General features: G+C 64.1%; 27 protein-coding genes and 1 pseudogene. 11 read left to right on the top strand and 17 right to left on the bottom strand.

Features of this window, described 5'->3' with window-relative positions; genetic code table 11:
* Nucleotides 1-228 precede the first annotated feature (228 nt).
* Entirely contained in the window at nt 229-3,222 is a 2,994-nt protein-coding gene (gene uvrA / locus ABD928_RS12780) for an excinuclease ABC subunit UvrA (RefSeq protein WP_345169359.1), read from the top strand.
* A gap of 278 nt (nt 3,223-3,500) precedes the next feature.
* On the top strand, nt 3,501-3,827 hold the full coding sequence (locus ABD928_RS12775) for a hypothetical protein (RefSeq protein ID WP_187714935.1): 327 nt from the start codon (nt 3,501-3,503) through the stop codon (nt 3,825-3,827).
* On the opposite strand, the gene ABD928_RS12770 is transcribed toward ABD928_RS12775, so the two are convergent.
* Nucleotides 3,803-4,018, bottom strand: a complete 216-nt coding sequence (locus ABD928_RS12770; protein ID WP_187714936.1) for a hypothetical protein — start codon at nt 4,016-4,018, stop codon at nt 3,803-3,805. The genes ABD928_RS12775 and ABD928_RS12770 overlap by 25 nt on opposite strands.
* A 161-nt stretch (nt 4,019-4,179) precedes the next feature.
* Here ABD928_RS12770 and ABD928_RS12765 point away from each other — a divergent pair, with 161 nt between their 5' ends.
* Complete coding sequence (locus ABD928_RS12765; RefSeq protein WP_187714937.1) at nt 4,180-4,605, top strand: hypothetical protein; 426 nt, start codon at nt 4,180-4,182, stop codon at nt 4,603-4,605.
* Here ABD928_RS12765 and ABD928_RS12760 read toward each other — a convergent pair.
* Nucleotides 4,602-4,964: a GFA family protein gene (locus ABD928_RS12760; protein WP_345169353.1), complete on the bottom strand. Its 363-nt coding sequence runs from the start codon at nt 4,962-4,964 to the stop codon at nt 4,602-4,604. The genes ABD928_RS12765 and ABD928_RS12760 overlap by 4 nt on opposite strands.
* 115 nt (nt 4,965-5,079) lie before the next feature.
* Here ABD928_RS12760 and ABD928_RS12755 point away from each other — a divergent pair, with 115 nt between their 5' ends.
* The gene (locus ABD928_RS12755) at nt 5,080-5,724 is read left to right on the top strand and encodes a hypothetical protein (RefSeq protein WP_345169350.1); all 645 of its coding nucleotides are present in this window, start codon (nt 5,080-5,082) and stop codon (nt 5,722-5,724) included.
* Between the two features lie 37 nt (nt 5,725-5,761).
* Here the strand turns inward: ABD928_RS12755 and ABD928_RS12750 are convergent, their stop codons facing one another.
* Together ABD928_RS12750 and ABD928_RS12745 are read right to left on the bottom strand one after the other, a co-directional pair.
* Nucleotides 5,762-6,295: a hypothetical protein gene (locus ABD928_RS12750; RefSeq protein ID WP_345169347.1), complete on the bottom strand. Its 534-nt coding sequence runs from the start codon at nt 6,293-6,295 to the stop codon at nt 5,762-5,764.
* A gap of 96 nt (nt 6,296-6,391) precedes the next feature.
* Nucleotides 6,392-6,697 carry a hypothetical protein gene (locus ABD928_RS12745; RefSeq protein WP_187714939.1) on the bottom strand — a complete coding sequence of 102 codons (306 nt, stop codon included), beginning with the start codon at nt 6,695-6,697 and terminating at the stop codon, nt 6,392-6,394.
* Nucleotides 6,698-6,854: 157 nt separating this feature from the next.
* Here ABD928_RS12745 and ABD928_RS12740 point away from each other — a divergent pair, with 157 nt between their 5' ends.
* Together ABD928_RS12740 and ABD928_RS12735 are read left to right on the top strand one after the other, a co-directional pair.
* A complete protein-coding gene (locus ABD928_RS12740) occupies nt 6,855-7,031 on the top strand; it encodes a hypothetical protein (RefSeq protein ID WP_345169343.1) in 177 nt (58 codons plus the stop codon).
* Nucleotides 7,032-7,129: 98 nt separating this feature from the next.
* On the top strand, nt 7,130-7,723 hold the full coding sequence (locus ABD928_RS12735; RefSeq protein ID WP_345169340.1) for a hypothetical protein: 594 nt from the start codon (nt 7,130-7,132) through the stop codon (nt 7,721-7,723).
* Nucleotides 7,724-7,780: 57 nt separating this feature from the next.
* Here ABD928_RS12735 and ABD928_RS12730 read toward each other — a convergent pair whose 3' ends face one another.
* From ABD928_RS12730 to ABD928_RS12720, 3 genes are all read right to left on the bottom strand, one after another.
* Nucleotides 7,781-8,320 carry a DUF4136 domain-containing protein gene (locus tag ABD928_RS12730; protein ID WP_223276418.1) on the bottom strand — a complete coding sequence of 180 codons (540 nt, stop codon included), beginning with the start codon at nt 8,318-8,320 and terminating at the stop codon, nt 7,781-7,783.
* 240 nt (nt 8,321-8,560) lie between these two features.
* Nucleotides 8,561-8,851, bottom strand: coding sequence for a hypothetical protein (locus tag ABD928_RS12725; protein WP_187714941.1), 291 nt, complete (start codon nt 8,849-8,851; stop codon nt 8,561-8,563).
* 14 nt (nt 8,852-8,865) lie between these two features.
* Nucleotides 8,866-9,390 carry a superoxide dismutase family protein gene (locus ABD928_RS12720; protein ID WP_187714942.1) on the bottom strand — a complete coding sequence of 175 codons (525 nt, stop codon included), beginning with the start codon at nt 9,388-9,390 and terminating at the stop codon, nt 8,866-8,868.
* A gap of 83 nt (nt 9,391-9,473) precedes the next feature.
* Here ABD928_RS12720 and ABD928_RS12715 point away from each other — a divergent pair, with 83 nt between their 5' ends.
* A complete protein-coding gene (locus tag ABD928_RS12715) occupies nt 9,474-11,066 on the top strand; it encodes a spinster family MFS transporter (RefSeq protein WP_345169333.1) in 1,593 nt (530 codons plus the stop codon).
* Here ABD928_RS12715 and ABD928_RS12710 read toward each other — a convergent pair.
* The 9 genes and pseudogenes from ABD928_RS12710 to ABD928_RS12670 form a co-directional block, all read right to left on the bottom strand.
* The gene (locus tag ABD928_RS12710; protein WP_187714943.1) at nt 11,063-12,721 is read right to left on the bottom strand and encodes a phage tail protein; all 1,659 of its coding nucleotides are present in this window, start codon (nt 12,719-12,721) and stop codon (nt 11,063-11,065) included. The two genes, ABD928_RS12715 and ABD928_RS12710, sit on opposite strands and share 4 nt — an antisense overlap.
* Nucleotides 12,648-13,718, bottom strand: coding sequence for a phage major capsid protein (locus ABD928_RS12705; RefSeq protein ID WP_345169330.1), 1,071 nt, complete (start codon nt 13,716-13,718; stop codon nt 12,648-12,650). Before ABD928_RS12705 ends, ABD928_RS12710 begins: the two co-directional genes overlap by 74 nt.
* 99 nt (nt 13,719-13,817) lie before the next feature.
* Entirely contained in the window at nt 13,818-14,159 is a 342-nt protein-coding gene (locus tag ABD928_RS12700; protein ID WP_187714944.1) for a hypothetical protein, read from the bottom strand.
* Between the two features lie 23 nt (nt 14,160-14,182).
* Nucleotides 14,183-14,587, bottom strand: coding sequence for an HK97 family phage prohead protease (locus ABD928_RS12695; protein WP_187714945.1), 405 nt, complete (start codon nt 14,585-14,587; stop codon nt 14,183-14,185).
* Nucleotides 14,584-14,895 (bottom strand): DUF6127 family protein, encoded by a 312-nt coding sequence (locus tag ABD928_RS12690; RefSeq protein WP_187714946.1) that lies wholly within the window; start codon nt 14,893-14,895, stop codon nt 14,584-14,586. Before ABD928_RS12690 ends, ABD928_RS12695 begins: the two co-directional genes overlap by 4 nt.
* Nucleotides 14,892-15,839, bottom strand: a pseudogene (locus ABD928_RS12685) (phage portal protein). Before ABD928_RS12685 ends, ABD928_RS12690 begins: the two are co-directional and overlap by 4 nt.
* A 432-nt stretch (nt 15,840-16,271) precedes the next feature.
* A complete protein-coding gene (locus tag ABD928_RS12680) occupies nt 16,272-16,577 on the bottom strand; it encodes a hypothetical protein (RefSeq protein ID WP_187714947.1) in 306 nt (101 codons plus the stop codon).
* 36 nt (nt 16,578-16,613) lie between these two features.
* Complete coding sequence (locus tag ABD928_RS12675) at nt 16,614-17,933, bottom strand: DNA-packaging protein (RefSeq protein WP_345169323.1); 1,320 nt, start codon at nt 17,931-17,933, stop codon at nt 16,614-16,616.
* A complete protein-coding gene (locus ABD928_RS12670; RefSeq protein WP_187714948.1) occupies nt 17,930-18,424 on the bottom strand; it encodes a hypothetical protein in 495 nt (164 codons plus the stop codon). Before ABD928_RS12670 ends, ABD928_RS12675 begins: the two co-directional genes overlap by 4 nt.
* Before the next feature lie 338 nt (nt 18,425-18,762).
* Here ABD928_RS12670 and ABD928_RS12665 point away from each other — a divergent pair, with 338 nt between their 5' ends.
* The 4 genes from ABD928_RS12665 (at nt 18,763) to ABD928_RS12650 (ending at nt 21,179) form a co-directional block, all read left to right on the top strand.
* The gene (locus ABD928_RS12665; protein ID WP_187714949.1) at nt 18,763-19,242 is read left to right on the top strand and encodes a DUF2975 domain-containing protein; all 480 of its coding nucleotides are present in this window, start codon (nt 18,763-18,765) and stop codon (nt 19,240-19,242) included.
* Nucleotides 19,242-19,469 (top strand): helix-turn-helix domain-containing protein, encoded by a 228-nt coding sequence (locus ABD928_RS12660; protein WP_187714950.1) that lies wholly within the window; start codon nt 19,242-19,244, stop codon nt 19,467-19,469. Before ABD928_RS12665 ends, ABD928_RS12660 begins: the two co-directional genes overlap by 1 nt.
* A 45-nt stretch (nt 19,470-19,514) precedes the next feature.
* A complete protein-coding gene (locus ABD928_RS12655; RefSeq protein WP_187714951.1) occupies nt 19,515-20,408 on the top strand; it encodes a sulfite exporter TauE/SafE family protein in 894 nt (297 codons plus the stop codon).
* Between the two features lie 156 nt (nt 20,409-20,564).
* On the top strand, nt 20,565-21,179 hold the full coding sequence (locus ABD928_RS12650) for a PEPxxWA-CTERM sorting domain-containing protein (RefSeq protein WP_223276419.1): 615 nt from the start codon (nt 20,565-20,567) through the stop codon (nt 21,177-21,179).
* A gap of 50 nt (nt 21,180-21,229) precedes the next feature.
* Here the strand turns inward: ABD928_RS12650 and ABD928_RS12645 are convergent, their stop codons facing one another.
* A complete protein-coding gene (locus ABD928_RS12645; RefSeq protein ID WP_187714952.1) occupies nt 21,230-21,646 on the bottom strand; it encodes a hypothetical protein in 417 nt (138 codons plus the stop codon).
* Nucleotides 21,647-21,702: the final 56 nt, after the last annotated feature.

The raw sequence follows: 21,702 nt of genomic DNA, 5'->3' as shown, positions 1-21,702 counted from the left end.
CCGCGATGCACGGCGCCGGTAAGAGAGAATCATCATTTGCCCCCAAATGTTTGATTTGACGGCGCGACTTCGGCCGTCACTGCACCTGCAGATACCCGGCATCGACAAACGCGCCAATGCTATCGATGAGTTGCAGAATCCGCCGCGCGAACCCACATGGACTTAAGCCGCGTTGACCATCAGCGGTGGCTCGTTTAACCAGAACATAAACGGAACGAAAACCGGCTGATGCTGACTCATATTTCCGTCCGCGGGGCGCGCGAACATAATCTGAAGGCGGTCGACGTGGACATCCCGCGCGAGAGCCTGACGGTCATCACCGGCCTCTCCGGCTCGGGCAAATCCTCGCTCGCGTTCGACACCATCTACGCCGAGGGGCAGCGCCGCTACGTCGAGAGCCTCTCGGCTTACGCGCGTCAGTTTCTGGAGATGATGCAAAAGCCGGACGTCGAGCATATCGACGGCCTGTCGCCCGCCATCTCGATCGAGCAGAAGACTACCTCGCGAAACCCGCGCTCGACGGTCGCGACGGTCACAGAGATCTACGACTACATGCGCCTGCTCTGGGCGCGCGTCGGCATTCCCTACTCGCCCGCGACCGGCCTCCCGATCGAGGCGCAGCAGGTCAGCCAGATGGTCGACCGCGTGATGGGCCTGCCCGACGGCAGCCGCCATTATCTGCTCGCGCCCGTCGTGCGCGGCCGCAAGGGCGAGTATCGCAAGGAGCTCGCGGAATGGCAGAAGGCCGGCTTCACCCGCGTCCGCATCGACGGCGAGTTCCACGACATCGAGGACGCGCCGGCGCTCGACAAGAAGTACAAGCACGACATCGAGATCGTGGTCGACCGCATCGTTGTCCGCGAAGGCATCGAGCCGCGCCTCGCCGACAGCTTCGAGACTGCGCTGAAGCTCGCCGAGGGCCTCGCCTATCTCGACCCCGCCGACCCGCAACCAGACGCCGAAGACGCGCCGACCGCGAAGGGGATGAAGCTCGACTACTCCCCGCCCGGCCGCATCCTCTTCTCGGAGAAGTTCGCCTGCCCGGTCAGCGGCTTCACCATCGCCGAGATCGAGCCGCGCCTGTTCAGCTTCAACGCGCCGCAGGGCGCCTGCCCCGCCTGCGACGGCCTCGGCGAGAAGCTGGTGTTCGACGAGGACCTCGTCGTCCCCAACCACGCGCTGTCGATCAAGAAGGGCGCCGTCGTCCCCTGGGCCAAGTCCAACCCGCCCTCGCCCTATTACATGCAGGTGCTGAGCTCGCTCGCCCGCGCCTACGATTTCGACCTCGAAACGCCATGGGCCGACCTGCCGGAGGAGGCGCGGGACGTCATCCTGTTCGGCACCAAGGGCCGCGCCGTCACCCTCCGCTTCGTCGACGGCCGCAAGTCCTACGAGGTGAAGAAGCCGTTCGAAGGCGTGATCGGCAACCTCAACCGCCGCATGCTGCAGACCGAGTCCGCCTGGATGCGAGAGGAGCTCAGCCGCTACCAGGCCAGCCGCCCGTGCGAAGTCTGCCACGGCGCCCGCCTCAAGCCCGAAGCGCTCAGCGTGAAGATCGCCGGCGAGGATATCTCCCTCTCCACACGCCGATCGGTCGCGGACGCCTACGCCTGGTTCGGTAGTCTCGAAGACAAGCTCAACCCGGTTCAACGGGAAATCGCGCACGTCATTCTCAAGGAAATCAACGAGCGCCTCGGCTTCCTCCACAACGTCGGCCTCGACTATCTCCACCTCGACCGCACGTCGGGCACGCTAAGCGGCGGCGAGAGCCAGCGCATCCGCCTCGCCTCGCAGATCGGCTCCGGCCTCTCCGGCGTCCTCTACGTCCTCGACGAACCGTCGATCGGCCTCCACCAGAAGGACAACGACCGCCTCCTCGAAACGCTGAAGCGCCTGAAGTCGCTCGGCAACACCGTGCTCGTCGTCGAGCATGACGAGGATGCGATCCGCACCGCCGACCATGTGATCGACATGGGCCCCGGCGCCGGCGTTCACGGCGGCGAGGTCGTCTGCCAGGGCACGCTCGACGAGTTGCTCGCGTGCGAAACCAGCGTCACCGCCGACTATCTCACCGGCCGCCGCGAAATCCCGCTGCCGAAAAGGCGCCTGAAGGGCAGCGGCAAGTTCGTCACCGTGAAGTGCGCCAAGGCCAATAATCTCCAGAACGTGACCGCGAAGTTCCCGCTCGGCACCTTCACCTGCGTCACCGGAGTCAGCGGCTCGGGCAAATCCTCGCTGACCATCGATACGCTCTACGCCGGCGCCGCCCGAGCGCTGAACGGCGCCCGCATCGTCTGCGGCCCGTGCGACGGCATCGACGGCCTCGCCAACCTCGACAAGGTCATCGATATCGACCAGTCGCCGATCGGCCGCACTCCGCGGTCTAACCCGGCGACCTACACCGGCGCCTTCACCCAGATCCGCGACTGGTTCGCCGGCCTGCCGGAGGCGCAAGCGCGCGGCTACAAGCCCGGCCGCTTCAGCTTCAACGTGAAGGGCGGCCGCTGCGAGAAATGCACCGGCGACGGCCTGTTGAAGATCGAGATGCACTTCCTGCCCGACGTCTACGTCACCTGCGACGTCTGCCACGGCGCGCGCTACAACCGCGAGACGCTGGAGGTGAAGTTCAAGGGCAAGTCGATCGCCGACGTGCTCGACATGACGGTCGAGGACGCGGCCGAGTTCTTCAAGGCCGTCCCCGGCATCCGCGACAAGATGCGCATGCTGCAGGAGGTCGGCCTCGGCTACATCAAGGTCGGGCAGCAGGCGACGACCCTGTCGGGCGGCGAGGCACAGCGCGTGAAGCTGTCGAAGGAGCTGTCGCGGCGGGCCACCGGCAAGACGCTCTACATCCTCGACGAGCCCACCACCGGCCTCCATTTCGAGGACGTGCGCAAGCTGATGGAGGTGCTCCACCGCCTGGTTGAGACCGGCAACACTGTCGTCGTGATCGAACACAACCTGGACGTCATCAAGACCGCCGACCACGTCATCGACCTCGGCCCCGGTGGAGGCGTCAACGGCGGCCGCATCGTGGTCACCGGCACCCCGGAAGACATCGCCGCCTGCCGGGAAAGCTTTACGGGGCAGTATCTGAAGCCGCTTTTGGAGCGCGCTAGTGTGAAACCCGAAGTGGTGGATAGCGCGCCGAATAATGCGAAGCGAAAGACGGCGAAGGCTTCATCGGATGGAAATCAGTCGGATTTAATAGCCATTAATTGAAGTCTTCTGAGCCGCTGTTGTATCCGACTTCCAGCCGCTTTAGATTCCCTGTCCAATCTCGAAGGCTTGAAACAGAGCATAGTCGACGTTGCTGACAAGGTCGTCGCGAAAGCGGATCAAAAGATAACTGCCGCAGCACAAGCCGACCTCAACAGGCAGACTATCTCCGAGAAATTGCCACCCTTAAACAGACCGCTTCGCGCGCGAAAAAGACCGTTGACGACCTTGCTCACAAGAAGAACGAACTCATCACCGAGAACGGTGAGGCAACGAGGGCGTTGGACGAAGGCAACGCAAGGTTTCGTGACCTTCAGCAACGGACTGATCTGCTCGAAAAACGATCAGCCGAATTAGCAACCGAGGTGCAAAACAGCGAGGCCACACTGAAATCGTTGCGCAACAATATCAATCTTTTTCCAACCGAGATTGTTGAATTTGTTAACCACGGTAGCAAGAACATCAAACAATATTTTTGGTTAGCTGCCGCTCCGATTATGATAATTGGTGTGATGTTTGTTATGCTCGTGAAAGGTGCAGCAGATCTTTCCACTGTTATTACTCATGACCCAAATGTAAATATTCAGGCTCTAATCTCCGCCAAATAGCCGGCGCTCGCCGTAAGCAGCATGTCGGCGCCGCGAAAGCTCGGCACGCCGGACGGCTCATCGTCCTGCGGCAGGAACGTCACCGCTCTCTCCCAATCGGCCGGCAGCACTGCCCACGCCGCCCGCGCGTCGGGATCGCCGCTGAGTTCGGCAAGCAGCAGCCGGCGCGCGATTACCAACTTGTTGAGCAATGCTCCGGATCGCGTCCTAAAATTCTTGCTCGCAAATCCCGGGATCGCTTCCGCCGAAATCGCGCGAGGCCGACCGGCGCTCGTTCATAGGCGGGTCGACGATCAGCAGTAGGAACGGCGTCTCCGCCCCGCATGTTGTTTGCATCGAAAGGAAATTCTCGATGGCTGACGAAAATCGGAAGGAAACGGGCGGGGTCACGACCAAGCGGATCGCGCTCGGGCTCGGCTATTTCAGCATTGCGCTTGGACTGCTGGAGGTTGCCGCGCCTGGGCGGCTGGCGCGCTGGCTCGGGCTGGAGGGCAGCCGTGCCGCGCGCAACACCCTCTTCGCCTTCGGCCTGCGCGAGCTCGCCGCCGGCGGAATGCTCCTGCGCGGCCCTGCCGTGTCGACCAACATGTGGAACCGCGTGATCGGCGACGCGATGGATGCCGGAGCGCTCGGCCTCGCGCTGCGTGGCTCGAACCGCAAGGGCGCCATCGCCGGAGCCCTCGCCTTCGTCGGCGGAGCCATGGCCGCCGACCTCCTCACCGCCCGCGCGCTCGACAGGCGCACCGCTCGCACCTGGCCGATCGGCGCTGACCGCTAGTCGGCGTTATCGAGAAACCGGACTTCCAGTGCGTTGCCGTCGAACAGGACGCGCCCGTCGCGCAGCTCGAACCCGTCGAGCAGCCGCGCGTTGACGCCGACCTTGCCGTAGCTTCCGCCCGTGCTGCGCCAATCGGTGTAGCATCCGCAGGCCGGGCAATGGTGCTGGGAAATCATCCGGTCGCCCCAAATGTAGGCCACCGTCTCGCCGGTGATCCTGACCCTTCCGTCATCCGGATAATACGCCATCAGCGACCCGATCTTGCGGCAAAAGCTGCAATTGCAGCTGCCGACCCATTCGGGTGCCTCCGGAACTTCGATCCGCACCGCCCCGCAATGGCAGGAACCCTGTATCGCCATGCCCGCATCCTGCGCGAAAACGCCTCGTTCGGGCAAGCCGCCCGAACCTCTTGCCGCGCATCAGGACTCCATGGCAAATGGCCGCGACTTTCGCGGATAGGAAAAGAGGCGTCAGGTGGAGTGTCCGGAATGTGCTGCCGACGTTCACGTCCTGCGCGAATTCTGCCCGCAGTGCGGATCGCCGATGGATCCTGGCCTCGCCGCCCACAAGCGCGGCGCGCGCGGCCAGCGCACGGTTGAAGAGCTCCGGTCCAATCGCAAGACGATCCTGATCGGCGGCGCCGCGATCGTCCTCGCCTTCGCCGCGGTCGGCCGGTTCGGCCTGTCCGGCCCGTCGATACACATCGACACCGACGCTCCGCGCAAGGCTCCGGCCGTGGTGGAGGCGCAGCAGGTCTACGACGCCTTCCACGAGGACCCCGCCGCCGCCGCGAAACGGTTCGACGGGCGGGAGATGGTGGTCAGCGGCGAATTCCTGCGCATCGTGCCGGACGGTTACAACAGCCTCGACATGCGCCTGAAGACGTCCAACCCGGACGTGCCCGTGGGCGTGGACCTCGCCGGTCTAGCCGTCGAGGACGCCAAGAAGCTGCAGCCCGGCCAGCGCGTAACCGTCAGCTGCCAGGGGATGGGCGGCGGCGGCAGCGATCCGTGGCTACGCGACTGCGCGATCCAATCCCAGGCCAATCTGCCCGGCGGCCCCGCAGGCCCGCCAGAACCGCCCGCTCCCCCTCCGCCGGAACCGCCGAAACTGCCTTAGGACGTTTGGGCGAAGGCCGATAAGCAGGCGCGCGGCCTCAGTAGTCCGTCTGCTCCTTGACCATGGCGGTCACGATCTGCCCGGGCATCATCACGGCGGATCGGCCGCTGATCAGGATCGATCCAAGCAAGGCGCCGACCGTGTTTCCCTTACCCTCCTGGCGGTGAGTGCCCATCAACGGAAAGACCCTGCCGTTCGCCTCCACCTTTTCGAAGGTAACGTCGAATTTGCCCGACTTGCCGCCGATCGCGCGGCCGGTCTGCATGCTGATCACACCGGTCGCCATCGATCCGCGCGGGATGACGACGACGCCATTTTCGACGACATCATTGACGACGCGAAACTGAAAGCGCTCGCCTTCCTTGACGTGCTTGCTGCTGATTTCCTGGAGCGGCGTCACGCTGACCTGTGTTCCGGCGGGAAGCGACCGGCGAACGGCCGGGGTGACTTGAGCGGCCGGCGCAGCGGCTGGCTGGTTGGGCGTAAGCGGCGCCCACTGTACGCCGTTGGAAGCTGGCGCGGCTGCCTGCGCGGCAGCGAACACGACAAGCGCGATACACGAATGCAACATTGAACAATCCCCCTGATGCGGACCCTTCAAGCAGGCCGCCGGGCAGCACACTGTCGGAACTTGTTCGATTTGCAAAGCACGTTTGGCGGCAGCCGGTTAGGCCAGCCGATGCGGCGTCGGATCTCCACGTTCCCTGATCAACTGCGCCCGGGCCTCCGCGACGCAACGGCCATATGCGGCTTCGATCCGATCGGCCTGCGCCAGAAAGCGAATCCGCAGCTCTTGGAGGATGGCCTCATCGTCCATCTGCGCAACCATCGCGACCAGGTCGGCGGGCTCGGCGCCAAGCTCTCCCGCCATCATTCGGAACGTTCGCGCCCTCTGCCGGAACCCGAATTCTGCCAGGCGGGCGCTTTCGAACTCGCCCTTCTTCGCCATTGCCTTGCCGAGGTCGAAGGTCATGACCGCAAGGTAAAGATGACTTGGAAAAAATCCAGCAAATCCGCCAATCGTCGACCCGCAACCACAACTCGTCGCAAGTGATCGAACCGGAACCGTAACGGCTCGTCTATCCCTCAAATTGTCGCTTCGGCGGCAGCACGAACAAGGGTTGCGAACAGTGGGAAATTACCGGCTTTACTGCCTCGACGGGGTGGGAAAGGTCATGTCCGCCGAGTGGATCGAAGCGGAAGATGACGAAGCGGCGATCGCCGCCGCGCGAGAGAAAATCGACGGCCACAGGTATGAGCTGTGGTCGAACTCTCGCCTCGTGATGCGCCTCGACGATCAGCACTGAGGTCAGCGGACGCTCGCCGTTGTTGTTTTATGTTCATGCATCAATCGCGCCGTGCGGGCGTTTTTGATCCGAACTCCCCGGGCGTTTCTCCGGTCGAGATGAGGGAAATTCGCATGACGATGTGCAAGAGCATTCTGGCCGCAGCCGCGGTGATCGGCCTCGCGGCCCCCGCCGCCGCGCAATATCCGTACCAGCCGCAGGTGCCGCAACCGGCGCCGGGCCAGCCGGGCTACGGCTATTATCCGCCGCAGCAGGGCTACCAGCAGGGTTACGGATACAATTCTCAGGACAGCCTCGGCGCGATCATCGGCCAGCTGCTTGGCAACCGCTACAATGTCAGCGACCGCACGGCGATCCAGCAATGCGCCAGCGCGGCGATGACCCAGGCGTCCGCCCAGTACCGGCCTCCCTATGGCAACGCCTACGGTTACAACAACAATCGCGGGTACAGACAGGGTTACAATCCGACGCTGCGGGTGACTGCGATCACGGATGTGCAACGCCAGCGCAACGGCTTGCGCGTCTCGGGCCTGCTCGACAGCCGCAACGGCTACCCGCCCAACGGCCGAGCCTACGGCTACCAGAATCAGGGCTATGCGGCGACCGGCGACCTCAGCTTCCGCTGCAACGTCGACTATCGCGGGACGGTCACCAACGTCCGCATCCGCCCCGCCGGAAACTATCGCGGCTAAATGAAAAAGCCCGGCGGGATCGTCTCCCGCCGGGCATCTTTCGTCACCGATCCGGACTTATTGTTGCGGCGGGAACTTCGCGATGATCTCGTCGATGGCGCGATCGATCGCTGCCTGATCCGGCAGGTTGCGCGGATTGATCTGCTGCGTGGCGGTTCCATGCCAGATCGGGTGCTTCGTCCCGGTGTCGAACATGTCGATGGCCAGCGTCCCGTCGGTCACGGTCCTGGCATCAACACGGCTGTAAACCGGCGCCCAGCCCCAGCTGTGACGTCCCCAGCCCCAGCCGCCGTAGAAACCGCCGTAGCCTCCCCAATTGGTCACCTCGACCCGGTCGCGCCGGCCGAGCGTGAACGCCACGGCGAAGTCACCCGGTTCGGCCTTGGTGAAGCCTCGCGCCGCCAGCGAACGGTCGATCGAAGCCTGTACGCGCTCGAACAGCAACGGGTTCATTCCAGCCGGCGGCGTCGTGAAGACCCAGGTGTAGGTGTGCAGCTTGGTGAAGTTCACCGAGGGGTCGAAGTCGCTTCGAATGGTCGGGCCAGTCGCGCACGAAGTCAGTGCGAGTGCGGCGGCGAGAACGGCGAGCTTGCGCATCAGGGGGTCTCCTTCTGCCCCCTCGCCTACACCAGCCTTGGCGGCTGCTGGCATCGGGACTTTCCCTGAGATTTCAGCCTTGGAACCGCCGGCGTCTCCCGTCCGAAGCAAGGCTCCGCTCATCGTAAAGCTACAGACGACGGAGATTTGCCCGTTACGGGCGCGGCTGAGGCAAGCGTCGTCCTGCGCGGCGTTTGCTTGGCCCGGTCGGCACGCCCCCTCCCGGCCGGGCCAAAACTCTCAGCGGTTTTTGATCGCCCTGGCGCCTTCGCGTGCGGCAAACGCGAGGATGGTGGCGAAGTCGACGACGTTGCTTTGTGCGGCCTCGGCCGTGTCGGCAGCCGCCTGCTTCGCCTTCTTCACCTTCGGCTTTTTGCTAAGACTGTCCGCCGCCGCCAGCAGCGCCGCTGCGACGATGCTCGACACCAGCGGGTTTTCCAGGAAGGCGTAAACCTGCCCACCGCGCTTGCGCAGCTTCTTGGGGATCTTCACCCCGCCGATCCGCTTCGGCAACTTCCGTGTCTTGGCCATTATGCCCGATGATATCACAAAATCGCACAAGCAATGCGATCCCCGCTGTTGCCGCTCGGATCGGTCTTCTCGTCATCAGGCCTGGCGTGAATGACCAGCGCGGCGCCATCGGCGTCGTGGAGCACCGGCCCGTCGCCGTCGCTTCCATCAGCAACACGTGCACCGGGCACCAAAAGCCCCACGACCAACCGTCCTTCAGGGCCGACACCCAGATTGCCGAGATCGCCCGAGTGGAAGCCAGCGGGGTTCTGGTGCCCATGTTGGCGGGTGGTCGGATTCCAATGCGAACCCGCACTCTTGAAATCCGGCGCATCGCAGCGCCCGACGGAATGCACGTGCACGCCGTGCATCCCTGGCGGCAGGCCACGAGCATCGATCCGGATCGTCAGGCCCGTCGGCTCGCTGAACAAGCGCACGGTACCCAACACCGCTCCACTGCTCGAAACGAGGTTCGACGTCACGACTGGAACATCGGGCGCCGCCATGGGCACGCAGCCTGCCGTCGAGATTGCAATCGCCAGGATACTCTTGCGCAACATTACCGTCTCCCCTCGACACTAAGCCCAATTTGCGTTTCTGTTCCGCAGCGGCAAGCTTGTCGAGATTGAAGGAGAGGCGAGCGATGACCGATGAGCCAACCGCCGCCGACCGCCCGCGCGTTTCCGGCTACGCCTGGTACGCGCTGATCCTCTTCGTCATCGTTTACATCTTCAACTTCATCGACCGGCAGATTCTTTCCATCCTTGCGGAGAGCATCAAGGCGGACCTCAAGCTCGACGACGCGCAAATCGGCTTTCTCTACGGTACCGCCTTCGCCGTCTTCTATGCGCTCTTCGGAATCCCGCTCGGACGCCTGGCAGACAGCTGGTATCGCGGGCGGCTGATGGCCATCGGCCTCGCATTGTGGTCGTCGATGACTGCTCTCTCAGGCTTCGCCCAGAACTTCGGCACGCTTGCCGTCGCGCGCGTCGGCGTGGGCATTGGTGAGGCCAGCGCATCCCCGGCCGCCTTCTCGATGATCGCGGACTATTTCCCGAAGGAACGCCGCGCGACGGCGCTCTCGATTTATTCCAGCGGTTTGTACATCGGCGGCGGTCTCGCCTTGCCCCTCGGCGGCTTCGTTCTGGCGTCTTGGGGCCGGGCCTACCCGAATGCCGCGGCGGCGCCGCTGGGTCTCGAGCCCTGGCAGGCGGCATTTGTCGCAGTCGGCCTTCCCGGCATTCTCCTCGCGGCGTGGATCTGGAGCCTCAAGGAACCGCTTCGCGGCGCCATCGACGGCCATCCGAGCGAGATCGTCCGCCCAAATGCTTGGCGAGAGTTCGGGCGCGAACTCGCCGCGATCATCCCGCCTCTGACACTGCTCAGCGTGGCCCGGATTCCCGGTGCGATTGTCCCCAACCTTTTCATCCTTGCCGGCTGCATCGCGGGAGCATTCCTGCTCGGAAGCGTCACCGGCGATTGGCCGCAATGGTTTGCCTGGTGGACTGGAATATACGCAGTCTCCAGCTGGACCCAGTCGCTCAAGCATCGCGATCCCGGAACCCACCGTCTCATCTGGGGCACTCCCCAGTTCGTGACGCTGGCAATCGGCTTCGGAAGCATCAGCTTCATGACCTATGCCGTAGCCTTCTGGATTCCGCCCTACGTGCTGCGAACCTTCTACACCGGCCCAACAGACGCGGCGCTGCTGCTCCAGGGACGAACCGCCGCGGAAGAAGTCTCGACCCTGTTCGGCTGGAGCGCCGCTTTCGCGTCGGCCACCGGTGTCATCCTTGGGGGCATCGTCAGCGACAAATTGCGGCGTCGCCACCCCGCCGGTCGCGTCTACGTTGCGATGGCGTCTGTCGTCCTTCCCGCTCCGGCGGTCTATTTCCTCTTCACGACCGACAACCTCACCAACTTCTACCTGGTCGCGCCTTACGTCGGGCTATGCAGCGCGCTGTGGGTTGGCGCCGCCGTCGCCACGCTTCAGGACCTCGTATTGCCGCGCATGCGCGGCACCGCCGGCGCAACTTACGTTCTCGGAACCTCGCTCGTCGGACTGGCACTCGGCCCCTATTTTTCCGGGAAAGTTGCCGCGCTGACCGGAAGCCTAGCGACGGGAATCTTCGCACTGTACATCGTCCCGCCTTTCACGCTCATGGCCTTGTGGCTGGCATCGAGGAAGCTCGCGGAACTCGAAGCCACACGCGAGGAACGCGCGACCAGCGCCTAGATCGAGGTCGTCACTGTCACCGGCCGCGATTCCGCATAATCGCCCAATTGCACGACGGAGACAGTCACCGCCCCACTCATGCCTGCAAGCACCGAACCGGGTATCGAATAGTTCGGCGCATCCGTTGCGAACGTCAGGGTTCCGGCAGCCCCTTGCAACGTAACCCGATATCGTTCCGAGCTCTCGCCAAGCGGCACCTTCGACCCGGCAGGCCAGGACCAGCTCAGTCTGCTGCGCCGCACCCACGATAGGACTATGGTGCCATCGCTCGATGCCGCCGCCTGCAGATCGATCGGCGGGGGCGGCCGCATCGCTTTGCCGGTCACCGCCTGCTGAATCGCAACGGCGTTGCCGTCGGCCACTCCCATTGGCCTGACCGATGCCACCGAACCGATTGCTGATGGCGGCAATGCAACTTGCTGCAGGGTACCGGCCTTGATCATTACCAACTTCTCGCCGGCAGCATGAGACGCTGTTGCCCACTCGCTTCCGCAACGTCCGCGCAATAGCCGCTCGAGCCTGAAACGGCGCAACCCGACAGGCACGGCCCGTCCAAATTGAATCAGTTCGCTGCCAAGCGCCGCCAGATTTGCACCATTCGCGAGTGCGCTGTCATCTCGGTTCTCTAGCCACTGGTCGTCGCCCGACAGCTCGATCTCAACCGTGCCCAGGTCATCGAAGCCATCAGTCGGACCGTCGGGAAGCGCGCTCAGCGCAGTTCCAATAATTGCTTCCGCCGACGCAGAAACAACTGTCAGCAACTCGCCACCGACCGTGACTTCCAGCGGCACCTGCCGCCATTGCGCAACCGGCTGGCAAGCGGCGACGAAAAGCGCCGGCGCGTCATGACGTCCGATCCCCAGATCGGGCAGATCGAGTACCGCGACCACCGTCGGCGCGGCAACCAAGTCAAGGGACGGCAGATGCGTCCCCGAGTCCGCGACCACCGCGGCCGTCCTGTCGACGGTCCGGCGCAGATCGACGCGCACGGCCATCTGCTCGATCACAGCCATTTCCACGCGCCAGACCACGCCATCGGCGGTCGCGACTTCCGACCCCGGCTCGATTGCCATCTCGTCCGGCGGCAAGCGGAGAACCAAGCGCTCGCGCTCCGCCCATTTTCGCGCGAGACTGTTCTCCGCAATTGCCTTGGCCTGATCCGCCGGCATGACGACCGGCAGCTCAACAAGCTCTTCGACACCGGCAACAGCGTCGGCGTTCGCCTGCATCAGAGCAGCCAGATAATCGCGCGACGGATCGTAGAACGTCAGCGACAGGCGCTTGGGCAGGGAACCGGCAGCAGCCTGCGATCGCTCGCTTCGTAAATGGTCGTCTTCCACACCACAACCCAGCTCATCTACGCCGGGCACGTAGGTCGTCACGAACGGATCTCGCAGCAGCGTCCCGTCATCAAAGAGCGGAACCGCAAATTGCTCGACCAACGGCATCACCGCGACCCGCCGGTTGGACCCATATGCAGCATAGCCGGCAATTGTCTCGGATGCGCTTGAGGCGATGCATCCCTCACCGACCTCGTTAAGGATTTCGCCGAGCGTCGGATCGACGGCATCGCCAAGCAGCTCAAAGGTCAGGAGTCGCGTAGAAGTGGACGTACGGCTTGTTCGTGAACGGATCGCGCAGGATCTGCGTCGCATTCCGCTCGGCGATCACATAGCCCGCCTTGAAGTTGCCGAACGCGATCGACAGCGATCCCGCGGCAATGTCCGGCATGTCCTCGGCCTCCACCACCGAATAGCCGAGCAACGTCGCCGGCTGTCCCGCGGCCAGGCTCGGTTGGAAGAGGAACGCGCCGTCCGCCGTCTTGAACTTGCGGATCGCCGCAAGTGTCGAGCTGTTCATCACGAACACGGCCCCCTGCCGGTACGGAGCGCGCAGCGCCTGCACCAGGTCGACGAGCTTGTCCGCCGGATTGGTCGCTGCGAACGCACCCGCAGCGCCCGTCCCGATCGTCTGCAGCGTACCTATCGGACGAACGCCGTCGGCAGTCGTCGCATTCGGCGAGCTCAGGAAGCCGAGCGGCTGGTTCGTGCCGTTGCCCTTCACGAATGCCATGCCCTCGGCGCGAGCGAACTCGGTCGCGATCTCGTTCGCCAGCCAGCTTTCGACATCGAAAGCCGCATCGTCGAGCATCTGCTGCGACGCCGCCGGATTGGCATAAAGCTCACCCGACGGAGGCACGACTTCCGTAAACGTCGGCGTGCCCGTCATTGGTCGAGCCGCCTCGAACCCGACCCAGCCCGACGGCGTCCCGCCCGTGGTCACCAGCTTGCGATAGCCGGCGCTTCCGACCTTCACGACATTGGCAATCGCGCGGATCGGCGAGATCGCCGTCAGCGTGCGATCGATCACCGCGTCAATCTCTTCCGGAACCGCATACCCACCGATCGCGTCCGAGCTCGACCCAAGCGCCTTCATCTCCAGGCCGCTCTCGTTGCCCTTGCGCAAATAGCCGTCGACGAAGCTCGCCGAGGCCACCGACTTCACGCCATCGAGCGCCGGCCGCTGAGCCGCAATCACGCCCGCAGCAATCTTCGACTTGAGCTGTTCCAGCTCGTCCTTCAGCGCCGCCACGCCATAATCCTCAAACGCCTCGAACGACTGCTCGAGCGCATCCGCCTTCACTTCCAGCATTCACTTCTTCTCCCGTGCAAAACCCAAACAAAAAGGGCCGCGGAAACCGCGACCCTCGTCACTTTCTCAATCGTCATTCCCGCGAAAGCGGGAACCCATTTATTCTTCCGCTTCAGCCAGTCGAACTTGCTCGTCCCAGCGATCTCCAAACAGACCGTGACAATCCTCGAAGAATGCCATCATCTGGAGGGCGTCCTCCTTTGTCTTGGCCTTCAGGTCATCCAACATCACGGTGGCGCCGGTGTGAATTATGCGATCGGTCACCTTGATGGGGCCCATCGCGAACGCAGCTTTATGGCGAACAAGGTCCGCGCCTTGCAGATCGAATGCTATGACATCCCCAATGGCCGGCGCGGCAGGCATTTGGATCTCGCCCGATACCATCCCCACGGCCTCATGCTCCGTGAAGAGAGAAATATCGATATGAACACTCGTTGGCATGCGGCGCACCTAGCGTTTTACTCTTAACGAGTCTCTTCAACTGCATGTACCCGCGCCAGCCTCTGCATGGGTTTCGCGACCAAACTCACCTCAACCAGGTCCAGTTCAACCAACTCCCGACACGGCCCCGACCGCGCCTCCCGCACGCGATACCCAAAGCTCAACCCATCCAGCTTCCCGCCCTGCAGCAGCGCGCCAACCCGCCGTCCCTCCGCGCCGCCGTCCAGCCGCGCGATCACGCGCAGCCCGCGCTTGTCCTCGGACAGATGCTCGATCCGCCCGAGCACCCGCCCCGCCTTGTGCTGCCACAACAAAGGCACCTCACCCGCGCGTCTCAAACTGTCGAGGAATTCGCCTTTGCGGATGATGTCGCCCCCACCGTCCGGCCGGTCGAACACCGCCGCATAGCCCGCGAACCGAACGCTCATCCGGTCACCAGTTCGGTCAGCCGAAGCCGCACCGCGATCCCAATCAGCAGCAGCGCGAGCACCACGCTCGTAATCCACGTCACGACCGCCCGCGCAGCACTCCGCCTCGCGTCGCGCCAGGCCGACAGCAGCTCGCGCAGTTCATCCATGTCCCGCCGCGCCCGCTCGTCATCCAGCCCGAGTTGAGCCAGCGCCCGCCGAGCCCCCGCCTGGCTCGACTCCTCCACTAAAGCCCGCAGCGTAATCATGTCCACGCCGCGCGCCTCGCTCTGTGCCATCAGGCTCGCCAGCAACGCATCCGCCGTCATGCGTCACCTCGCGGCGCAAACCCCAGCATCTCGCGCTTCTCGTCGTCACTGAGGAACGCCGCCGCCCCAACCTGCTCCCACAACCGCGACCGGTCCTCGGCGAGCTCGCTCAACTGGTCGGTGTCCACCGCCAGCTTCACCGGCCCAACCCAATCACTCAGCATCTCGCCCAGCCCATTCAAGATCCGCGTCGCCATCGGCAAAATCGTCTGCCGGTACAGCGCCCGCCCCGCCTCCCGCGCATTCGCGTAAGTCGCATCGCCCGGAAGCCCGACCAGCACCGGCGGCACGCCGAACGCCAGCGCGATGTCCCGCGCGGCGCCCTCCTTCAGCGCAACGAAGTCCATGTCCGCCGGAGTCAGGCTTAAGGCCTACCACTTGAGCCCGCCCTCGAGCAGCAACGGCCGCCCCGCATTCCCGCTCCCGGAAAACTCCGCGGCAAGCTCGTCCTTCAACCGCGTGAACTGGTCGGTCGACAGCGTCGAACCATCCGCCGGATCGTAAACCAAAGCCCCGCTCGGCCGCGCCGCATTGTCGAGCAGCGCCTTGTTCCAGCGGCTCGCGTCATTGTGCACCGTCGCCGCGGCGCAAGCCGCCTCCAAACATCCCATGCCATAATGATCGTCGCGCGGATGGAGGCTCCGAAGATGCGCCACCTGCCGCCGCCCAAGCGCATCCTCCCGCTCGACCCGCGTCACCCGCCCGCCAACGCGATAGAGATAGGCCGTCGGCCACCCACGATCGTCCGCAACCACGCTCACCCGCTCCGGCCGCAGCGTGCAGATTTCCGCAGGCGCCCCGTCATCGCCGCTAATCAGCTGGGCATAGGAATTGCCGTGCAGAAGCAGCTGCGCCGCAATGCCCTCCAGAACGCCATCCGCGCCGACGATCTTCGCGGCGTGACTATCGCCCTCCGCCGCATAGACCGGCAACGCGCCGAGCATCCCAGCCACCAAGCGAACTGCTCGCTGCCCGACCGGATTGCGCCGGAAGACTTCGTCGATTTGCGTCTCGTAGCTCCGCGCAAACCCCGCCTGTCGTTCGGCACTCAGCCATGCCGGCGCGCAGGCCCGCACGTCCGGAGCCGCGGCCTTTCGGCCGAACCACCACGAACCCATTGTTTCTCCTGTAATTTGATGCCGTCGAGCCGCCGGTTCGGCGGCTTTCATGGGCCTCGCCCGAACCCGCGATCGTCTCGCCCTGGCCGATTGCAAAACAGCACTAGGAACATCGCCTCATTTGGCGGGTTCAGCGCCTCGCGTCTGTGTCGAACATTCGTTCGCCCCGGGTGGACGCAAGGCAACAAGCTCCCCATGTTTCGTTGCCCCTGGTAGAGGCGGTCCGCGTCCATTCGTGTCGCGGGCCGCCTTTTCAGCTCAAAACTTAATCTTCAGCTTGATCATCGCCCGGTTTGACGGAAACCCGCCGACATCGGCCTGCTCCGTCTCGCCCGCGATGGCCAGGCCGTTGGCAACCTGCACCTCGGCCTTGGGCAAATCCGTTTCCGCCACCCTCCCGCGCGGCTGCCGCAGCCGGTAGGGGCTTTCGCCGTTGCGGTTGGCACAGACGACCACCTCGCCATCGGCGGGAGCTGCGACGCACGGTTGCGGGATCGTCAGATCGATCACCTCACGCGGAGCCGCGCTTGCGACCTGGGTCAGCAGGATGGACAGCAACAGCATTCGACTCTCCCACCGCAGGCAGCGTCTTGCCCTGTACTACAGTCTCCTCACCCGCGGTATTCCGCTCCTGGTCGGGCTCAACTCCGTCATCGCCCACACCATTGCGTCGGCGCGATCCGGGGAGCGGCCTGGGGGATATTGTCCGCCGGCGACCATCCCCGACATTTCATCCTCGAGTTGCGGGAAACGTCCGGTCAGGAACGCTCGCCCGCTTTCAAATCGAAGCGCGATGGGCTCCGCCCGTGCCACCTTGCCGAGCGACGCGTGAACCAGCCTCACCCGCACGCCGACATTGGCGGCGTCCAGCACGCTCTTGACCATCGCTCCCCCATTGTTGGCCTCCGCGACGACCATGTCCGCGTCCCAGCGTTCGACGGCTGCAGCGACGCGCCGCGCCCATCCTTCCGGGCTCAGGCCCTGGCATGTCTCGTCCGACAGCACGTACAACCGCTCGTCGAGGCGCCCGGCAACGACGATCCCGCACGCATCGCATCCCTCGCCGACCCCGGCCGGAGGATCGACCCCGACCACGATCCGGTCGAACCGTTCCGGCCTCACCAGCCGGCATCGCTCGATCAGTTCCCGCGGCCACAGCGATCCCTCGACATCGGTGATCAGCTCGCCTTCCAGTTCCTGCCGCCCCAGCCGGGTCCCGCCATAGGTCGCCGTCATCACGTCCAGGTACCGCTCGTCCAGGTTGATGTTCTCATCGGTCCGGCCGTTCGTCGCCACCGTCCAGCGGTCGTCCCGGATCGTCTCCAGCAACCGCATCGACCGCGGCGTCGTGGTGATCAGCGCACGGGGCCGCGTTCCACGCCGCAGCCCCATCTGCAGATTGTCCCACGCCGCTTCGGGCTGGGCCCACTTCGCCAGCTCGTCGGCCCAGGCGAAATCATGCTCGGGCCCCCGCAAACCATCCGGATTCTCGCCGGAGAAAATCTGCGCCTCGCTCCCGTTCCGCCACCGCAGACGCCCCAGGCTTGGCTCCCAGCTCAGCGTCTCGCCCCGCAACTTCGCCACGCGCAACAATCCGCTGACGCCTTCGACCATGATCGCTCGTGCTTCGTGAAGCGTCGCTCCGACCAATGCGATGCGCACCCCGCGCCGCGAATTCGCCAGCGAATGAATCCATTCCGCACCCGCCCGCGTCTTCCCGAACCCGCGGCCCGCCATCATCAGCCACGTCCGCCACCCGTCACCACTGGGCGGAAACTGGTTCCTGTGCGCCCAATTTTCGAACTTGGCGTCGAAGCGAAGCACGTCGATCGGGGACATCCCCCAGATCAGCCGCCGCTGCTCTTCCTCCGAGGCATTGGCGATCAGCTCCATCTGCCAATCGATGGCATCCGCATTCATTCGCAGCCCGCTTCGCATCCGCCGCGCTTGCGCAGCCGCTGCAGCTTCTGGACCAGGCGCTCGCGGATCTCGTCGACGTCGCCGGGATCGAACTCGGTCACCGCCTCCACCGCCGTGTCGCGATGCATCTTCAGCAGGGTCAGCGCCAGCTGGGTCGGATATTCGATCATCCGCTCCTCGCTGCCGTCCTTTCGCCGGACGGTCTTCTCCGTCCCGACGAACGCCCGTTCCAGCAGCACGAGTTCCAGCCGCTGGTAGGCGACCCCGATCGCCTCCATCCAGGCGCCGCGGAACGCCGCATCCAGCTTGCGGCGCCGATAAACGGCGCTGACCGACACACCCGCCTCACCCGCCGCCAGCGTGACATTGCAGGTCTCGGCCAGGACCGACAGGAATGCCGCCTCCTTGGCCTTCGTCCAATCCCGTGTCGACGCCTTGCGGACTTGCCCGCCGGCAAGCACACGCTCGGCAGACTTCGTCCTGCGCGCCATCCTGATCCTCCCCGCAACGGGGAGGGGGACCATGCAGCAAGACTGCATGGTCGAGGGGTATCTCCCTCGCCTCGACCCGTGATGTCCAAAACGCCTCGGGCCGGTCACTCCCGAAGGAGCCCGGCCCGATACCCAATTCTTCACTGTGCCTACCGTGTACCCAAACAGCGTCACGATGTCAACGATTATTTTGCCTATTTGGTTTGTTTGGACGTGTTCTCCGCAGGAAGTAGCTGCCTGGACTTGCCGAAAAACAATAAATGACATATTGTTTATCGATAACGAATCGGAGACTTGCCGTGCGACACTCTACCGCTTTGCCCGCAGCCTGGATTTTCTTGCGCATCCTGATCGTGTTGAACTGGATCGGCGGCGCGCTGGTGCTCGGCCTGCTCGCCTATACCTTCGTCAACGAGGCCTGGACGATGAAGGCTCTGGAGGTCACGGCCGATGCCGATGGCCACGCATTCATGAACGGCATGCGCACTATCGCGGCGTTCGGTCTCGCCGCGATCCCGCTCAATCACATGATGTTCAAGCGCATGCTTCGCATCGTCGAGACCGTGCGCGCCGGAAGCCCCTTCGTTGCCGACAATGCCTATCGCCTCAACACCATCGCCTGGATCCTGCTGGCGCTGCAGGTTCTCAGCATGATCATAGGCGGGATCGGCGAGGCGATCTCCAGTCCTGCGCATCCGCTGCATCTCGACGCCGGCTTTTCACCGATCGGCTGGCTCTCCGTCGTGCTGACGTTCGTGCTTGCCCGTGTTTTCGCGGAGGGCACCCTGATGCGCGAGGATCTCGAGGGCACGATCTGATGGCGATCCTCGTCAACCTCGACGAAATGCTTCACCAGCGGCGGATGACGCTGACCGAGCTTGCGGAGCGCATCGATATCACGCTTGCGAACCTGTCGATCCTCAAGACAGGCAAAGCCCGCGCGATCCGCTTCTCGACCCTCAGCGCCATCTGCGGAGTGCTCGACTGCCAGCCCGGCGACATCCTTCGCTTCTCCCGCGACGAAGGCGCTGGCGAACGGGAATAGTTCGGCTATCATCCCCGCCGTCGAGGCCGCACGCAGGGGACATGCATGCTGATCGCGCTTCTGATCCCGCTTTGCCTCGGCGCACTTGTCTATTCGGTAATGTTGATCCGCGTTGCCGTAGCCAACCGCATCGTTCCAAAGGGCGAAGCGGTCATTCTCGGCGCGGTCACCAATTTCTTCGACACGCTTGGCATCGGCTCGTTTGCGCCGAGCATGGCCTGGTTCAAGTTCCGCAAGCTGGTTCCGGACCGCCTGCTCCCCTGCACCATGCTGGTCGGCCACACCCTGCCCACGATCACGCAGGCTGTGATCTTTCTCGTCCTGCTCGGCGTACTGGTGGATCCCGTGCTGCTCGCCGGCTGCATGATCGCCTTGCTGATGGGCGGCCTGCTTGGGGCGCCGATGGTCGTCCGGACCAAGGTTTGGGTGGTGCAGCTTGTCGTCGGCTGCGCCCTGATCCTCGCCGCGGGGCTCTACACTTTGACCAATCTCGGCATGATGCCTGGCGGCGGCACCGCTTCGTCGCTTCCTCTGACGCTGATGATCGTCGCCATCGTCGCCAATTTCATCTTCGGCATCCTGCTCAACTTCGGCATCGGCAATTACGCACCGACGCTGGTGATGCTCAGCCTGATGGGCATGGACCCGCGATTGGCCTTCCCGATCATGGCCGGCGGCGCGGCAATGGCCGTCGCCGGTGCAAGCGCCCGCCACATCTCGATGGGTGAGATCGACCTCAGGATCGTCAGCGGAATGGCGATCGGCGGGATTCCCGCGGTGTTCGTTGCTGCATTCATCGTGAAGTCCTTGCCGCTCGAAACGCTGCGCTGGATGGTGATCGTCGTCGTTCTCTATGCGGCGGTGATGATGCTCCGCTCGGCCATGCAGGGTCGCCGCGAGCCGCAATCCCTGCAGGAGGATCGCGCCGCCGCGATCTGACATTACCTGCCGCTGAATCGGCTCGCCTCACCTGTGCCGAAAAGACACAACTCCAATTTTCCAACAGCCGTGGGAACTTAGGTGGTTAACGCCATGTTTACCCACCGCTGAGTGCGGCACGCCCTCGGCAGGACATCCAGTCGCTAGGAGAATATGATGCGCCGAGTGGGTCTGGCAGCGGCTTTCGCCGTAGCCTTGTCGTTGGCGGGTACGGCCCAAGCCAAGGACATCAAGTCAACGCTTCCACCGCCGGGCAAGGGTTCGACCATGCTGACGGTCACCTCGCCTTGCGACACGGGAATCTTCACCGGTTCAACTGCCTGCGCCGGCTATTACGACGGCAACCTCATCAACGGCAGTCCGACCGACATCACCAACGCCCAAAACGCGATCGCCGGCCTTCCGGGCGGCCTCACCTGGGACGGCAATTGGGCAAGCGTCGATCCGACCAAGGTCGAAACGCTGACCGGCAACGTCCTCGATTTCGGCCAGACCCTGTTTGGCCTGACGGTCATCGGAGCGCACTTTGGCAACGTGAACGGCCCGGCCGGAAACGTCTCCGGCTTCTGGCTGTTCGACTTCGGCACCCAGGGCGCAAGCTCGGTCGCTCTCAACTACCCCGAGGGCTTCTCGAACGCTGCGGTTTACCTCACCGGTGACTCCCCAGCGGTGCCGGAACCGGCCACGTGGGCGATGATGCTGTTCGGCTTCGGCGTCGCGGGCTACGCGCTCCGCCGCCGGCGACAGCCAAAGCTGGCGCAGCTGGCCTAGCATTCAAGGAAACGGCACGGCCATCCGCTTCGTGCGGGTGACCGTGCTCGTTATGAGTTCGCGGCCTTCGGGCCACGAGCTGGTGGTCGCGACATCGACAGAAGAATCGCGAGGGCCGCCGCCGCTGCGACGTCGAAGCCCATGCAGAACCACGGCCACCATTCGGGAACCCCGCTCCCCGGCAGAAATGCGTGGCGGATAAAATCGAAGATCCCGTGCCCGGCGAGGCCGACGACTACGATCCACAGGCTTGTCCGAAAGCCCACGATCGCCGCAGCCCCGAACGCGGCGAAGAAGGCGATCTCAATTGGCAGCCCCTCACCTCCCGCCATCGCCGCGAACAACAGATAGTAAGACGCGACGACAATCAGGATGACGGGATAAAGCGACCGCTCACGATCGAATGCTGCGAGGTGCATCGCCAGCGCGACGAGGATCGCAAGTGCGATGCCGATGATCAAAGGCATGGCCCACAATAGTCCGGGCCCCGGCCCGCGCAAACAATTGGCATGATGTTAACCAT

The organism is Sphingomonas daechungensis (assembly GCF_039543105.1).
Taxonomy (GTDB): Bacteria; Pseudomonadota; Alphaproteobacteria; order Sphingomonadales; family Sphingomonadaceae; genus Sphingomicrobium; species Sphingomicrobium daechungense.
Note: the sequence above shows the minus strand (reverse complement) of the source record. Positions and strands in the feature narration are given on the sequence as shown.

Coding starts and splice junctions, on each gene's coding strand:
- ABD928_RS12670 (WP_187714948.1), bottom strand. CDS start 18,424: ATGGCGCGCAGGACGAAGTCTGCCGAGCGTGTGCTTGCCGGCGGGCAA.
- ABD928_RS12675 (WP_345169323.1), bottom strand. CDS start 17,933: ATGAATGCGGATGCCATCGATTGGCAGATGGAGCTGATCGCCAATGCC.
- ABD928_RS12720 (WP_187714942.1), bottom strand. CDS start 9,390: ATGTTGCGCAAGAGTATCCTGGCGATTGCAATCTCGACGGCAGGCTGC.
- ABD928_RS12680 (WP_187714947.1), bottom strand. CDS start 16,577: ATGCTGTTGCTGTCCATCCTGCTGACCCAGGTCGCAAGCGCGGCTCCG.
- ABD928_RS12730 (WP_223276418.1), bottom strand. CDS start 8,320: ATGCGCAAGCTCGCCGTTCTCGCCGCCGCACTCGCACTGACTTCGTGC.
- ABD928_RS12710 (WP_187714943.1), bottom strand. CDS start 12,721: ATGCGACGCAGATCCTGCGCGATCCGTTCACGAACAAGCCGTACGTCC.
- ABD928_RS12650 (WP_223276419.1), top strand. CDS start 20,565: ATGCGCCGAGTGGGTCTGGCAGCGGCTTTCGCCGTAGCCTTGTCGTTG.
- ABD928_RS12645 (WP_187714952.1), bottom strand. CDS start 21,646: ATGCCTTTGATCATCGGCATCGCACTTGCGATCCTCGTCGCGCTGGCG.
- ABD928_RS12660 (WP_187714950.1), top strand. CDS start 19,242: ATGGCGATCCTCGTCAACCTCGACGAAATGCTTCACCAGCGGCGGATG.
- ABD928_RS12705 (WP_345169330.1), bottom strand. CDS start 13,718: ATGCTGGAAGTGAAGGCGGATGCGCTCGAGCAGTCGTTCGAGGCGTTT.
- ABD928_RS12765 (WP_187714937.1), top strand. CDS start 4,180: ATGGCTGACGAAAATCGGAAGGAAACGGGCGGGGTCACGACCAAGCGG.
- uvrA (WP_345169359.1), top strand. CDS start 229: ATGCTGACTCATATTTCCGTCCGCGGGGCGCGCGAACATAATCTGAAG.
- ABD928_RS12735 (WP_345169340.1), top strand. CDS start 7,130: ATGAGGGAAATTCGCATGACGATGTGCAAGAGCATTCTGGCCGCAGCC.
- ABD928_RS12760 (WP_345169353.1), bottom strand. CDS start 4,964: ATGGCGATACAGGGTTCCTGCCATTGCGGGGCGGTGCGGATCGAAGTT.
- ABD928_RS12695 (WP_187714945.1), bottom strand. CDS start 14,587: ATGAGCGTTCGGTTCGCGGGCTATGCGGCGGTGTTCGACCGGCCGGAC.
- ABD928_RS12655 (WP_187714951.1), top strand. CDS start 19,515: ATGCTGATCGCGCTTCTGATCCCGCTTTGCCTCGGCGCACTTGTCTAT.
- ABD928_RS12700 (WP_187714944.1), bottom strand. CDS start 14,159: ATGCCAACGAGTGTTCATATCGATATTTCTCTCTTCACGGAGCATGAG.
- ABD928_RS12725 (WP_187714941.1), bottom strand. CDS start 8,851: ATGGCCAAGACACGGAAGTTGCCGAAGCGGATCGGCGGGGTGAAGATC.
- ABD928_RS12750 (WP_345169347.1), bottom strand. CDS start 6,295: ATGTTGCATTCGTGTATCGCGCTTGTCGTGTTCGCTGCCGCGCAGGCA.
- ABD928_RS12690 (WP_187714946.1), bottom strand. CDS start 14,895: ATGACGGCGGATGCGTTGCTGGCGAGCCTGATGGCACAGAGCGAGGCG.
- ABD928_RS12715 (WP_345169333.1), top strand. CDS start 9,474: ATGACCGATGAGCCAACCGCCGCCGACCGCCCGCGCGTTTCCGGCTAC.
- ABD928_RS12745 (WP_187714939.1), bottom strand. CDS start 6,697: ATGACCTTCGACCTCGGCAAGGCAATGGCGAAGAAGGGCGAGTTCGAA.